The organism is Streptomyces sp. AC555_RSS877, from assembly GCF_019049245.1.
Classification (GTDB): Bacteria; Actinomycetota; Actinomycetes; order Streptomycetales; family Streptomycetaceae; genus Streptomyces.
Window position 1 is genome coordinate 96,778 of record NZ_JAGMUK010000040.1, and the last position, 13,678, is coordinate 110,455.

General features: G+C 72.6%; 9 protein-coding genes. 5 read left to right on the plus strand and 4 right to left on the minus strand.

Translation table 11 applies throughout. The features are described 5' to 3' along the window. Positions 1 to 22: 22 nt before the first annotated feature. Positions 23 to 550, plus strand: coding sequence for a flavoprotein (locus KUM49_RS17790; protein WP_217237830.1), 528 nt, complete (start codon positions 23 to 25; stop codon positions 548 to 550). 117 nt (positions 551 to 667) lie between these two features. Beyond that, positions 668 to 1,639, plus strand: coding sequence for an aldo/keto reductase (locus KUM49_RS17795; protein WP_217237831.1), 972 nt, complete (start codon positions 668 to 670; stop codon positions 1,637 to 1,639). Positions 1,640 to 1,646: 7 nt separating this feature from the next. Here the strand turns inward: KUM49_RS17795 and KUM49_RS17800 are convergent, their stop codons facing one another. Continuing rightward, the gene (locus tag KUM49_RS17800) at positions 1,647 to 2,465 is read right to left on the minus strand and encodes a phytanoyl-CoA dioxygenase family protein (protein WP_217237832.1); all 819 of its coding nucleotides are present in this window, start codon (positions 2,463 to 2,465) and stop codon (positions 1,647 to 1,649) included. Between the two features lie 62 nt (positions 2,466 to 2,527). Between KUM49_RS17800 and KUM49_RS17805 the strand changes: the two genes are divergently transcribed. Continuing rightward, complete coding sequence (locus tag KUM49_RS17805; RefSeq protein ID WP_217237833.1) at positions 2,528 to 3,448, plus strand: helix-turn-helix domain-containing protein; 921 nt, start codon at positions 2,528 to 2,530, stop codon at positions 3,446 to 3,448. Between the two features lie 426 nt (positions 3,449 to 3,874). Then, the gene (locus KUM49_RS17810; RefSeq protein WP_217237834.1) at positions 3,875 to 5,860 is read left to right on the plus strand and encodes an RICIN domain-containing protein; all 1,986 of its coding nucleotides are present in this window, start codon (positions 3,875 to 3,877) and stop codon (positions 5,858 to 5,860) included. A 31-nt stretch (positions 5,861 to 5,891) separates the two neighbouring features. On the opposite strand, the gene KUM49_RS17815 is transcribed toward KUM49_RS17810, so the two are convergent. The 3 genes from KUM49_RS17815 to KUM49_RS17825 form a co-directional block, all read right to left on the minus strand. Then, positions 5,892 to 7,148 carry an SLC13 family permease gene (locus KUM49_RS17815; protein ID WP_217238237.1) on the minus strand — a complete coding sequence of 419 codons (1,257 nt, stop codon included), beginning with the start codon at positions 7,146 to 7,148 and terminating at the stop codon, positions 5,892 to 5,894. A gap of 98 nt (positions 7,149 to 7,246) precedes the next feature. Continuing rightward, positions 7,247 to 7,849 (minus strand): DUF4232 domain-containing protein, encoded by a 603-nt coding sequence (locus tag KUM49_RS17820; RefSeq protein WP_217237835.1) that lies wholly within the window; start codon positions 7,847 to 7,849, stop codon positions 7,247 to 7,249. Between the two features lie 66 nt (positions 7,850 to 7,915). Beyond that, positions 7,916 to 10,294, minus strand: coding sequence for a SpoIIE family protein phosphatase (locus KUM49_RS17825; RefSeq protein WP_217237836.1), 2,379 nt, complete (start codon positions 10,292 to 10,294; stop codon positions 7,916 to 7,918). 267 nt (positions 10,295 to 10,561) lie between these two features. Here KUM49_RS17825 and KUM49_RS17830 point away from each other — a divergent pair, with 267 nt between their 5' ends. After that, positions 10,562 to 13,657 (plus strand): glycoside hydrolase family 2 TIM barrel-domain containing protein, encoded by a 3,096-nt coding sequence (locus KUM49_RS17830; protein ID WP_217237837.1) that lies wholly within the window; start codon positions 10,562 to 10,564, stop codon positions 13,655 to 13,657. The last annotated feature ends 21 nt before the right edge of the window (positions 13,658 to 13,678 follow it).

Genomic DNA, 13,678 nt, shown 5'->3' on the forward strand with positions numbered 1-13,678 from the left:
GCGGCTTCAGTAGGGTTCCGGGATGGCCGAACCGGACGGGAAACCCTTCCTCTACGTCGTCGTCTGTGCCGCCCAGATCGCGGTGGACGTCAGCAGGCTGATCGCCGCCGCCCGGGAACGCGACTGGGAGGTCGGGGTGATCGCGACGCCCGTCGCGCTGAACGGCTTCTTCGACACCGCCGCCGTCGAGGCGCAGACCGGGCGGCCGATCCGCTCGGCCTGGCGCAGCCCGGGCGACCCGCGCCCCTTCCCGCCGCCGGACGCCGTCGTGGTCGCTCCCGCCACCTTCAACACGGTCAACAAGTGGGCGGCCGGACTCGCCGACACCCTCGCCGTGGCGACCCTGTGCGAGACGTACGGCCTGGGCGTCCCGGTGGCCGTCCTGCCGTGCGTGGCCGACGCCCTCGCCGCCCACCCCGCCTACCAGGACAGTCTCACGCGGCTGCGCGCCATGGGGGTGAGGTTCGGCGAACCGTACTCCGGCGACCCGGGGGAGGACGGCACGCGCCCGGAGTTCCCGTGGGAGCGGGCGCTTGACCTGCTGGGGTGAGCCGGACGGTGCCCATCGGCGGGAAGCCGACGGCAGCCGAAGCCGCCGCTGGACTTCGAGCGGGGGCGAAGCCGTACGCTCCCCTTCGTACCCATCCCGAAGGCAGGAGCGGCAACGATGCAGTACGTGAAGCTCGGTTCGACGGGCCTGGACGTCTCGCGGATCTGTCTGGGCTGCATGACCTACGGCCTGCCCGACCGCGGCGCGCACGAGTGGACCCTCGACGAGGAGGCGTCCCGTCCGCTGATCCGGCAGGCGGTGGAGGCCGGGATCACCTTCTTCGACACCGCCAACGTGTACTCCGACGGCACCAGTGAGGAGATCGTCGGCCGGGCCCTCGCCGACTTCGCCCGCCGCGACGAGATCGTCCTCGCGACCAAGGTGAACGGCCGGATGCGGCCCGGACCCAACGGCGCGGGACTGTCCCGCAAGGCGATCATGACCGAGATCGACCACAGCCTCAGCCGCCTCGGCACCGACTACGTCGACCTCTACCAGATCCACCGCTACGACCCGCACACCCCGGTCGAGGAGACGATGGAGGCCCTGCACGACCTGGTGAAGGCGGGCAAGGTGCGCTACATCGGGGCCAGTTCGATGTTCGCGTGGCAGTTCTCGAAGATGCAGTACACGGCCGAACGCCACGGCTGGACCAGGTTCGTCTCCATGCAGAACCACTACAACCTCCTCTACCGCGAGGAGGAGCGCGAGATGCTGCCGCTCTGCGCGGACCAGGGCGTCGGCGTCCTGCCGTGGAGCCCGCTCGCCCGCGGCCGGCTCACCCGGGACTGGGGCACCGTCACCGAGCGCAGCGCCAACGACGACTTCGGCAGCCGCCTGTACACGGAGGGCGACCGCACCATCGTCGAGGCCGTCACCCGCATCGCGGAGGAACGGGGTGTCCCGCGCGCCCAGGTGGCCCTCGCCTGGCTGCTGCACCAGGACACGGTGGCCGCGCCGATCGTCGGTGCCTCCCGGGCGCGGCACCTCGAGGACGCGGTGGCGGCCGTCGAACTCGAACTCGGCGGCAAGGAGATCGAGGAGCTGGAGCGGCCCTACTCTCCGCACCCGGTCCAGGGTCACTCCTGAGCTTCGCTCAGTGCGGTCCGAGCGGTGCGAACTCCGTGCCGCACGGACCCGCGCCCGCGCTCTGCGGCAGCGGCACCCGGTCGCCGCTCATCGCCAGCGTGCGGTAGTAGTGCCCGATGCGCTCGGTGGAACGGCCGACGTAGTGGCCGATGAACGAGCGGCGGAACCGGTCTGCGGTGCGGTTGGGCTGCGAGCCGTGCACCAGGCTGCCGTTGAAGAACAGGACGTCCCCCGGCTCCATGTCGACGGGTACGGGCGACAGGCCCGGCGGCGGGGGCACGTACTCCCGTGCGAAGGACGTCTCGGGGTCCGCCTCCTCCGGGCAGAACAGTCCCATCCGGTGCGTGCCGGGGACGACCTCCAGGCCGCCGTTGTCCCGGTCGATGACGTCGCAGGCGAGCCAGGCCGCCACACACGTGCCCGGCTCCGCCCGCAGATAGAAGTTGTCCTGGTGCAACGCCTGGCCCCGCGCCCCGGGCGGCTTGAAGTAGAACATGCTCTGCGCGGCCAGCACCTCCTCACCGAGCAGGGTCTCCAGCACCTCGCGCAGCCGCGCGTCCAGCAGCACGTCCCGCGACAGGCCGTCGATCTCGTGCGGGTGCAGCACCCTCGGATACCGCTGCAGCGGATCGGCCGACGCGCGCGGCTCGAAGTGCCCGGGAACCGGCCCGGCCGCGTGCAGCGCCGCGAACGCGGCACACACCCGGTCGGTCTCGTCGTTGCGGAACAGCCCCCGCACGACGGTGAAACCGTCCTCGGTGAACTGGCGCAGCCCGTCCTCGGGCAGGATGGGAGCGCCGGTGGCGCCGATGTCCGTGGCTGTCATACATCCGCTCCTCGGTCCGGTGTCCTCGGCAGACACGCTAGGCCGCCGCGTCCCCGAGGAGGATGCCCGTGACCGCTGACGGATTGCCCGAGACCGCCGCGCCCGGTGATCCGGGCCCGCCGCCGGGTCTGGTCGTCGTCGGACACTTCGACCAGGTGCCGGGGTACGGCGTGAACCGGCCCCGCGGCGCCGACAGCTGGCTGTTCACCTGGACGACCGGCGGACGGGGCCGGCTTCGCCAGGGGGCGGCGCAGGCGCGGGCCGGCGTGGGGGACCTGGTCGTGCTCGCCCCGGGCGTCCGGCACGAGTACGACGTCGAACCGGGCGCCCCGCACTGGCGGTTCTGGTGGGTGCACTGCCAGGCCAGACCGTCCTGGCGCGCCTGGCTGCGCCCGTACGACGTCGGCGACGGCCTGTACGTCGTCACCCCGGCCCCGGCCGGCGCGTCCGCCCGGATCGAGGCGGCCTTCCACCGCATGCTTCCCGACGCCCGCTGGACGGGCGCCGGGGCGCCGCCCGCCTCCGACGCCGACCGGGAGCAGGTCGCCGTGGCGCACGGCACCGCGGCCCGCGAACTCGCCCTGTGCGCGCTGGAGGAGGTCGTCCTGCTCACCGCCGGCGCCGCGCGCACCACGGCACCGCTGCCGGGTGTCGACCCGCGGGTGCGCCGGGCCCAAGAGCTGCTCGCGGCCGACCCGGGGGCGCCGCACACCGTCGAATCGCTCGCCGAGAGCGTCCGGTTGTCCCCCTCCCGGTTCGCCCACCTGTTCACCCAGCAGCTCGGCCGGTCACCGATGCGGGCGCTGCGTGAGGCGCGGCTGCACCACGCCGCCCGGCTGCTGGAAAGCACCGATCTGTCGGTGGAACGCGTTGCCGCGGCTTCCGGCTTCGCCAGCCCCTTCCACTTCAACCGGGTCTTCCGCGAGCGCTACGGCATGCCGCCCGGCGCCTACCGGAGCGGCGGCCCAATGGTTGGCGGGTGAGCGGGAAGGCAGCCTCGATCCGCGGTGGAGTGGGCCTTCAATGGTTGGCGCGAAGTCGAAGCGGAACCAAGTGAATACCGTTGCCATTTGCCCGGGCGATAGCGCGGCATCTGTAAAGGTGTCGCAAAGGGGACGCTATTGACCCGTCGTCAAATACCCTCGGCCGTAACGCAATGCACAAATCCGCTGGATCACTTGTTACGTCTCGCTGACCTGTGCAAAGGTGTGCGTTGTCGGCGCACGGACAATAACGTCTCTCCTGTGCGCACGAGGCCGCTCCCGTACGCTCCCCATGCTTCAAAAGAGCTGCCCCTGGTGGGCGTTCGAGATGCCGAACCCTGTGCGGATGAACCTCGGCGCCTTGTCGGCGGCACCGCATACCCCTTGGTATGGACTTGTACAGAACGCCCTCGGAGGAATGCCGCTGTGAAAGACGCAGGCCTGTCGAATTCCCCGACTCCCGCTCGTCCCTCCGACGCCACGGACGAGCAACTGAGCGCCGAGCTCAAGAAGTGGAGTGGGGCGACACCCGCCCTCCAGCCGGTCGGTGAACTCCTCGACCGGCACTGGGAAGCGGCCTTCGCCTACGCACGGCTGTGCACTGACGGCGCCCGCCCCGCGGGAATGCTCACCACCGCAGCATTCACCCGGCTCTTCGGAGAGACACTGCGCCAGAACGGGCCGACCTCCGCCTGGCGCCCCCAGTTGCTCGTCACCGTGCGCCGCATCGCGGCGGAGTGGGACGGCGACCACAGACGCGACATGCTGCACCCGGAGCTGAGGGCCGTGAGTGGTGGCGGGGACCGCGTCGCCGCCCGCCTGCTGCCGCCGGCCCACCGCCGGCTGCTGTCCGGGGCGTTCCAGCGGCTGCCGCAGTCCGCCCGCTGCCTGCTGTGGCACACCGAGGTCGAGGCCGAACCGCTCGGCACCCCCGCAGCCCTGCTGGGCCTGAGCGAGGAGGACGCCCGCGTCGAACTGCGGCGCGCCCGCGAGCGGTTGCGGGAGGAGTGCCTCCAGGTCCACCGCGAACTCGCCCCCGAGCAGGAGTGCCGCCACTACCTCCGGCTGCTGGACGTGACCTATCGACGCGGCGGTGCCGACATCGACGCCGACCTGCGCGGACACCTGGACGGATGCAAGCACTGTCGGCACACCGCCGACCAGCTGCACCAGTTCAACGCGGGCCTCGGCGGCGCACTCGCCGAGGCGGTCCTCGGCTGGGGCGCGTACGCCTATCTGGAGGCACGCGCCCACGTGCACGACGTCGCCCGCGAGGCGGAGGCGCAGGCCCAGCGGCCGGCCGTGGTGGGCGAGTCCTTCATGGCGACGACGCCGGCCCTGCCCTCGGCCGCCCCGCGAGCGGCCGCCGTCCCGGCGACGGACGCCCGGCACCCGGCCGCCGCAGCGGTGGAGGCCTTCGAGGCGTCCGCACGGGCGGCGTCGGCACCCCCGGCAGGCCCCCGCACCGCCTCCCGCCGCTCCACGCACAAGGCCTCCCGCCGCGTCTCCCGCCGCAACCTCACCGCGGCCGTCCTGACCGTGAGCGGGTTGATCGTCCTCCCGCTGGTCCTGTGGTCCTCGCTCGGCTCCTCCGACGACACCACCCAGGCCGACGGCGACCGTACCTCCGAGGCGCCCGACGGCGACCCCGGCACCGCGAGCGCCGACCCGTCCTGGGTCGGCTCCGGCGACGGCGAGCAGGGCACCATGCGCGGCCGGCTGCACAACGTGGCGTCCGGGCTGTGCGTCGGCGTCGTGGGCGAGAAGGCCGTCGAGGCCGCGGAGACCGAGCTCACCGACTGCACCTCGGACGCCGCCCAGCAGTGGTCGTACGAGCCCGACGGGCTGCTGCGCAACGCGGACGACCCCGACCTGTGCCTGGACTCCCACCTCGGCTACTCGGTGCGGTTGGCCCCGTGCGCCGGCGCGGCCAAGGCGGAGGCCAAGGGCGTCCGCTACGACTTCACCCTCCAGGGCATGCTCGTGCCGCGCTGGGACCAGGACCTGGCCCTGACCCCCGCCGCCACCGACGGAGGGGGCTCGCTGGTCGTCAAGACCCGCGACGACAGCCCCGCGCAGCGCTGGGTGATCGACACCTCGAAGACCGACCTCCAGATGGAGGTGGTCAACTGGGGCGGGGACAGCACCCTGGCGAAGGTGCCCGCGCCCACGCCCGAGCCGTCGAGGACGCCGACCCCGAAGCCCACCCCCACGCCGTCCGCGACGCCGTCGACCCCCAAGGCCTCGCCCACGCCCACCCCGACGGCCACGTACCCGTACCCCACCAGCGGGCCCTGCCAGTACAACCCGTACTACTGCTCGGGCAACGGCCAGTACGGCGGCGGGTACGGCGGGTACCCCGGGTACGGCGGTTACGGGTACGGCTCAGGCGACGGCCGCTACCCCAACTGACGCGACCCCACCTCTCCACGAGGCCCGCGCTTCAGGCCCCGACGACCTGAAGCGACGCCCACAGTGCCACCACGGCCGCCACCAGCGCGGCCGGTGTGGCGAGCAGGCCGAGCCGGGTGAACTCCCCGAGCTCGACGTCGTGGCCGTGCTCGTGAGCGATGCGCCGCCACAGCAGCGTGGCCAGCGACCCGGCGTAGGTCAGGTTCGGGCCGATGTTCACGCCGAGCAGCACCGCGAGGACCGCGCCCGGTCCGGCCGAGGCGGTCAGCGGCAGCAGGACCAGGACCGCGGGCAGATTGTTGATCAGGTTCGCCAGTACGGCGGCCAGCGCGGCGATGCCGAGCAGCGCGACGAGTCCCGTCCCGTCGGGCAGGGCGTGCCGCAGCGCGTCGGCGAGGCCGTTGTCGACCACCGCGCGCACGACGACGCCGAGCGCGAGCACGAACGCCAGGAAGGCCGGCGCCGCCGCCCGCACCACGGTCAACGGGGTGGCCTGCCGCCGGACCAGAGCCCGCCCGGCCAGGACGAGCGCGCCCGCCAGCGCGGCCCAGGCCGGTTCGACGCCGAGGGCGGAGGTCACGACGAACCCGGCCAGCGTGCAGGCGACGGTGACGAGCGCGAACAGCGGCAGCTCGGGCGCCTCGGCGGAGTCGGGGGAGTGGGTGACCTCTGCCAGGTCGCGTGCGAAGAAGCGCCGGAAGACCGCGTACTCGGCGGCGATCGCGACCAGCCAGGGCAATGCCATCAGCGCCGCGAACCGTGTGAAGCTCAGCCCGCTCGCCGCGAACGCCAGCAGGTTGGTGAGATTGGAGACCGGCAGCAGCAGCGAGGCAGTGTTCGACAGGTGCGCGCACGCGTGGACGTGCGGCCCGGCCCGGACCCCCATCCGGGCGGCCGTGGCGAACACCACCGGCGTGAGCAGCACCACGGTGGCGTCCAGACTGAGGACGGCCGTGATCGTCGACGCCAGGACGAAGACCCCCGTCAGCAGCCGCCCGGGCGACCCCGCCGCCCGCCGGGCCAGCCACGCCCCGCAGGCCTGGAAGAGCCCCTCGACGTCGCAGAAGTGGGCGAGCACCAGCACCGCGGCGAGGAATCCGACCACAGGTCCCAGCCGCTCGGCCTCGGCCTGCGCGTGCGCCGGAGAGATCGCCCCGGCCGCGATCACCACTCCCGCCGCCGGGACCGCCAGCACCGCCTCCGGCCGGCCGAAGGGGCGCAGTACGGCCCAGCCGAGGACGGCGACGAGCAGGGCGACGGACAGGGTCTCGGCGAGCGGGGCGTTCAGTGCTGGGTCCTTCGGAACGAGTCAGGCGGTGCCCGGCCATCGAAGCAGACGTCGGTAAGAGACCGGTGAGCGCCTCGGCCGGCCCGCCCGTCGGCGGCTCAGGGGCCGGTGCCGGCGGCGAAGACCGTCAGGCGCACCGAGGACGCGTTGCCGGACACGGGAACCGGCCCGGCCGTCCATGCCACCTTCAGCGGGTCCCGCTCGTCCGGCGGGGTCACCAGCAGCGACTTCGGGGTGGCCGCACGTGCCCCGCTGACCCCGGGATGGGAGAAGGTCAGCCCGGCCCAGGCACTCCTCCCCGGCGCCAGCCGCACTGTCACGGGTGTGTCCGCGGAACGCCTCGGGTCCGGTCCCAGCTGCTTCCCGGACGCGTCGAGGAAGGCGGCGCCCGGGTGGCCGCGCACGGTGCAGGTACGGCCCGACGCGTTGGTCAGGACGATCGGGAAGTTCTCCTGCCCGGCCCCCGGATCGTTGCGCCCGACGGATGCGCGCAGCTCGGAGGTGTGACAGCGGGCGCTCACGGAGGCGGCGGCGGAGGAGGTGTCCCCGGTCGCGGGCGCGGCCGTGCCGGACACCCTCTGCGGAGCACTCGCCGTGCCGTCACCACCGTCACCGCCGCCGCAGGCGGTCAGCAGACCGAGCACCGCGACCGCGCTCACGAGCCGGGCCGCCCGCGACAGGCCCAGAGACGTCTTCGCCATGTCCGCCCACACTCCCGGAACTCCTCGCGCACGCGGCCCCAGGTGCCTACGACGCCGAGTGCTCCGTCACTCCTCGCCGATCAGGTTGATCTCCGACCAGATCGTCTTGCCGTCGGTGGTGTGCCGGCTGCCCCAGCGCTCGGTGAGCTGAGCCACCAGCAGCAGACCGCGGCCGCCCTCGTCCCAGGTCTTGGCCCGGCGCAGATGCGGGGCCGTGTGGTTGGTGTCGGAGACCTCGCAGATCAGTGTGCTCGCGTCGTGGATGAGCCGCAGCCGGATGGGGTGGGCGCCGTACCGGATGGCGTTGGTGACGAGTTCGCTGACCACCAGCTCGGCGGTGAACGCCGCCTCGCTCATCCCCCACCGGTCGAGCTGGGCGACGACCTGCTTGCGGATCGGGGCGACGAGCGCCGGGTCGGCCGGGATGTCCCAGGTGGCGACCTGGGACGCGGGCAGCCCTCGGGTGCGCGCCAGCAGCAGCGCCACGTCGTCCAGCGCGCTGCCCGAGGGCAGCAGACCGTGCAGGACGCGGTCGCAGGTCTCCTCCAGCGAGGCGGAGGGCACCGCCAGGGCGTCGCAGAGCAGGGCGTGGCTGGCGTCCATGTCCCGCTCCCGGGTCTCGATCAGCCCGTCGGTGTACAGGGACAGCACGGTGCCCTCGGTCAGTTCCAGCTCCGTGGACTCGAACGGCAGCCCGCCCAGGCCCAGTGGCGGCCCCGGGGGCATGTCGACCTCCCGGGGCGCGCCGCCCGGCGGGAGCATCACGGGTGCCGGGTGGCCCGCCCGGGCCATCGTGCAGCGCCGCGACACCGGGTCGTACACGGCGTACAGACAGGTGGCGCCGACCTCGCCGGGGCGGCCCTCGCTGCCGGCCTCCGCGGACAGCCGTACGACGAGGTCGTCGAGGTGGGTCAGCAGTTCGTCCGGGGCCAGGTCGATGTCGGCGAGGGTGCGGACGGCGGTGCGCAGCCGGCCCATCGTCGCCGAGGCCTGGATGCCGTGACCGACGACGTCGCCGACGACCATCGCGACCCGCATCCCGGACAGCGGGATCACGTCGAACCAGTCGCCGCCCACTCCCGCGCGGGCCGCCGGGAGGTAGCGCGAGGCCGCTTCGACGGCGGCGGTGCGCGGCAGCGACTGGGGCAGCAGGCTGCGCTGAAGGGCGAGGGCGGTCTCGCGCTCGCGGGAGTAGCGGCGGGCGTTGTCGATGCAGACGGCCGCCCGGGCCGTGACCTCCTCCGCGAGCAGCACGTCGTCCGGCGTGAACGGGTCCGGCCGCCGGAAGCGGGTCAGCACGGCCACGCCGAGGGTCTGGCCGCGGGCCTGGATCGGCACGGACATCGTGGAGTGGATGCCGTACTCCTTGACGCGGTCCCTGCGTGCCGGGTCCCAGGCGAGCCATTCGGCGAGGTCGCGGGTCTCCGTGGTCGCCACGATGGTGTGGCCCACCATCAGCGAGTCGGCCTGGGGCGAGGGGACGGGGTAGAAGTCGACCTGCCCCGGCGTGGCCACGGCCTCGGGGGTGCCGTGGTTCACGGACCGGTGGGCCGCCCGGCGCATCCTGATCGGGGCGGTCAGCCGGACGGTGGAGGGCTCGCCCCCCGCCTCCGGAGGGTCCAGCAGGTCGACACTGACGAAGTCGGCGACGGCGGGGACGAGCACGTCCGCCAGCTCCTGAGCCGTTCGGGTGACGTCGAGGGTGGTGCCGATGCGGACGCTGGCCTCGTTCACCAGCTGGAGCCGCTCCCGGGCCAGGTACTGGTCGGTGAAGTCGTGGGCGGCGACACACACGCCCCGCACCCGTCCCTTGGCGTCGGTGATCGGGGCCATGCGGGCCAGCCAGGCGTTCATCCGGCCGTTGCCGCCGATCGGCAGGTACGTGCGCACGTCGTGGCCCCGGCCGGTGACGAGCACCCGGTGCAGGTGCCGCTCGATGTCCTCGCTCTGCGGTCTGCCGCTCATCTCGGGCACCCGCAGCCCCCGCACCCGCTCCTCGGGCAGCCCGAGCACCTCGGCCATGGCGGCGTTCATCCGGCGCAGCCGCAGCCGCTCGTCGTACACCGCGACGGCACAGGGGGACTGGACCAGCTCGGCCTTGTCCAGCGGGTCGTCGGGCGCGTGCGGGCCGTCCCCGGTCAGCGGAGTGACCAGGAGCCAGTGGCCCGGGCCGTCCTGCGATGCCCTGTGGTGGGCGAGCAGCCACACGGACACCGTCGAGCCGTCGCGGTGGCGCAGGGCGAGAGTGCCGTCCCAGCGGTGCTTGCCCGGCGTGGGAAAGTCCCCCGGGTCGGCCAGCAGCTTGGCGGCGGGGCGGCCCACGACGTCGGCGGTGGGCCAGCCCAGGAGCAGGCGGGCGCCTTCGTTCCACTCGACCACAGTGCCCGCGTCGTCGATGACGGCCCGCGCTGTCGCGGCATCGTCGAACGGATACTCCGGGCTCATCGTCGCCACTCCATCGCGGACACTCACAGTGAACAGGCGCGCCACATCGGTCCCAGCCTAGTGCGTCACGGCCTCTCGCGGACGGGGAACCCCGGTGCCGACGGCGGCCGCCATTGAGCCGTGGTCAAGGGGGAAATCCGGCCGTTGTGACGCCCGGGACAGAAGCAGCCCACCGCACCCTTGACGGGCGCGCGTGGCACACCGTCAGAATCTGTTTGTTCACGATCAGTTGTGAGTACTTCTGGGCCCTAATGAGGGAGAGCCGCCATGACGGTCACTCGCAGATCGCTTCTCCTCGCCTCGGCGGCAGCGCCGGCTGCCGGGGCGCTCCTGAGCACCCCGGCGGTGTGGGCCGCCGAGGCGGCCGGGGGTGCCGCGGGCCGCCGTACGGTCGCGTTGCGCGACGGCTGGCGCTTCGCGCTGGTCAATCAGGGCGGGATCACCGACCCGACCGGCGAGTACGCCGACGCCGCCGCCCCGGGTCACGACGACTCCGGGTGGCGCCAGGTCGCGGTGCCGCACGACTGGAGCATCGAGCTGGCCCCGACCACGCAGAACGGCACCACCAGCGGCACCGGCTTCTTCCCCGGTGGCCTCGGCTGGTACCGCCTCGCCTTCACGCTGCCGCCCGCCCTGGCGGGCAAGCGGATCTCGGTGGAGTTCGACGGCGTCTACATGGACTCGTACGTCTACTGCAACGGCACGGAGGTGGGCCGGCACCCCTACGGATACACCGGCTTCGCCCTGGACGTCACCGACCTGGTGCACACCGACGGCAGCACCGAGAACGTGATCGCGGTCAAGGTGCAGAACCGGCTTCCCAGCAGCCGCTGGTACTCGGGCAGCGGCATCTACCGCGAGGCCCGCCTGGTGGTCACCGACCCGGTGCACGTGGCGCGCTGGGGCACGTACGTCACCACGCCGGACATCACCGAGAAGCGGGCGCTCGTCCAGGTGCGGACCTCCGTGGTGAACGAGACCGGCACCGCGGGCGAGGTCGAGATCCGCTCCCGGATCAAGGACGCCACAGGCCGCACGGTGGCCCGTGCGGCCACCACGGTCACCGTCGACGCCGAGGCGACCGAGACCCACGAGCTGACCGTCGCCAGACCCAGGCTCTGGGACTTCGCCTCGCCCCACCGCTACACCCTGGAGACCGAGCTCCGCGTCGCCGGCAAGCCGGTCGACACCTACCGCACCCCCTTCGGCATCCGCACCCTCCGCATCGACCCCGACGAGGGCTTCCACCTCAACGGCCGCCACGCCAAGATCAAGGGCGTCGACCTGCACCACGACCTGGGCGCCCTCGGCGCCGCCGTGAGCATCGACGCGATCCGCAGACAGATGACCATCATGAAGTCGATGGGCGTCAACGCCTTCCGCACCTCCCACAACCCGCCCTCCCCGGAGATGACCGAGGTCTGCGAGGAACTGGGCATCGTGATGATGGTGGAGGCGTTCGACTGCTGGCGCAGTCCCAAGACGCGCTACGACTACGGCAGGTTCTTCGACGAGTGGGCCGACCGGGACATCACCGAGATGGTGCTGGCCGCCCGCAACTCGCCCGCCGTCATCATGTGGTCGATCGGCAACGAGATCTCCGAGTTCACCTCCACCTCCGGCCTCGCCATGGCGGACCGGCTGATCGCCGCGGTCAAGGCGTCCGACGACACCCGCCCGGTCGTGATCGGCTCCCACCGGCACCGCACCGTGCCCGCCGTGGGCTCCCCAGGCGACCTGATCCTCGCCAAGCTCGACGGGCTCGGACTCAACTACAACACCGCCAAGTCGGTGGACGCCCTGCACGCCCGCTACCCGAACCTGTTCCTCTTCGAGTCGGAGTCGTCCTCCGAGACCTCCACCCGCGGCACCTACCAGGAGCCCGAACGCCTCAACACCGGCGAGAACCACACCCCGGGCAAGCGGGAGACCTCCTCGTACGACAACAACCTCGCCTCCTGGACGATGAGCGGGGAGTACGGGCACAAGAAAGACCGGGACCGGAAGTGGTTCACCGGGGAGTTCCTGTGGTCGGGCATCGACTACATCGGCGAGCCCACGCCCTACGACGTCTTCCCGGTGAAGGCGTCGTTCTTCGGCGCGGTCGACACGGCCGGCTTCCCGAAGGACATGTACTACCTCTTCCAGAGCCAGTGGACCAGCGAGCCCATGGTCCATCTGCTGCCCATGACCTGGAACCACGAGAAGGGCGACACGGTCGAGGTGTGGGCGTACTCCAACGTCGCCACCGTCGAGCTCTTCCTCAACGGCAGGTCCCTCGGCACCCGGACGTTCGACGAGAAGAAGACCACCGACGGCCGCGCGTACCTGGAGACCACCGAGGCGACCGGCGACGACAAGACCTTCACCGACGGCCCCTACCCCGGCAGTTACACCAGCCCGAACGGCAGCGCGGGCAAGCTCCACCTCACCTGGAAGGTGCCCTACCAGCCGGGCGAGCTGAAGGCGGTGGCCCGCCGCGGGGGCAGGGTGGTCGCCACCGACGTCCTGCGCACCGCAGGGAAGCCGCACGCCGTACGCCTCACCGCGGACCGCAAGACCGTCGCCGCCGACGGCCGTTCGCTCGCCTTCGTCACCGCGGACATCGTGGACGCCCGCGGGGTCGTCGTACCCGGCGCCGAGCACCTGATCTCCTTCGGAGTGAAGGGCGGCTCCCTCGCCGGTCTCGACAACGGCCGTGAGGAGAGCGCTGAGCGCTACCAGGCGAGTACGCGAACCGCCTTCCACGGCAAGGCACTCGCGATCGTGCGGTCGGGCACCGAGCCGGGGGCCCTGAAGGCGACCGCGCGGGTGGAAGGGCTGCGGTCGGGCACCGTGACCGTGGGCACCACGCCCGCCCGGTCGGCCGCGACCACCCCGGCGGCCGCCTTCGAGCCCGACCACCCGGCGCCCTCCGGCCACCCCTACGCGGACGCCAGTTACTCCGGGCGCGCGGACACCCTCCCGGCCGCGATGCTCGACGGCGACCCGGCCACCGGCTGGTCCAACGCCTTCACCAAGGCGGCCACCGCCCTGCTGCCCGCGTTCAGCGGCGCCAGGGCCGAGGACTGGGTCTCGGTGGACTTCGGCCGGACGCGGACCTTCGACCGCGTGGAGGTCTCCTTCACCCTGAGCGCGGCCCACAGCCTGCCCGCCTCCGCCGAGGCCGAGGTGTGGGACGGCATCCGGTACGTGCCCGTCGAAAGGGCGGCCGTCGACTGGGGCACCGCCTCGGACGAGCCGACGGTCATCACCTTCGACGCCGTCCGCGGCTCCCGGCTGCGACTCACGCTGACCAGCGCCCACCCCGGCGAAACCCGGGGTGCGGTGCGCATCAGCAGGCTGGAGGTCCCGGCCGGCTGAGCCGGGTCGTGCGGTCCGGAC

Bases quoted from the DNA above. Each gene is read 5' to 3' on its own strand.
- KUM49_RS17790 (WP_217237830.1), top strand. From the start codon at position 23: ATGGCCGAACCGGACGGGAAACCCTTCCTCTACGTCGTCGTCTGTGCC.
- KUM49_RS17795 (WP_217237831.1), top strand. From the start codon at position 668: ATGCAGTACGTGAAGCTCGGTTCGACGGGCCTGGACGTCTCGCGGATC.
- KUM49_RS17800 (WP_217237832.1), bottom strand. From the start codon at position 2,465: ATGACAGCCACGGACATCGGCGCCACCGGCGCTCCCATCCTGCCCGAG.
- KUM49_RS17805 (WP_217237833.1), top strand. From the start codon at position 2,528: ATGCCCGTGACCGCTGACGGATTGCCCGAGACCGCCGCGCCCGGTGAT.
- KUM49_RS17820 (WP_217237835.1), bottom strand. From the start codon at position 7,849: ATGGCGAAGACGTCTCTGGGCCTGTCGCGGGCGGCCCGGCTCGTGAGC.
- KUM49_RS17825 (WP_217237836.1), bottom strand. From the start codon at position 10,294: ATGAGCCCGGAGTATCCGTTCGACGATGCCGCGACAGCGCGGGCCGTC.
- KUM49_RS17830 (WP_217237837.1), top strand. From the start codon at position 10,562: ATGACGGTCACTCGCAGATCGCTTCTCCTCGCCTCGGCGGCAGCGCCG.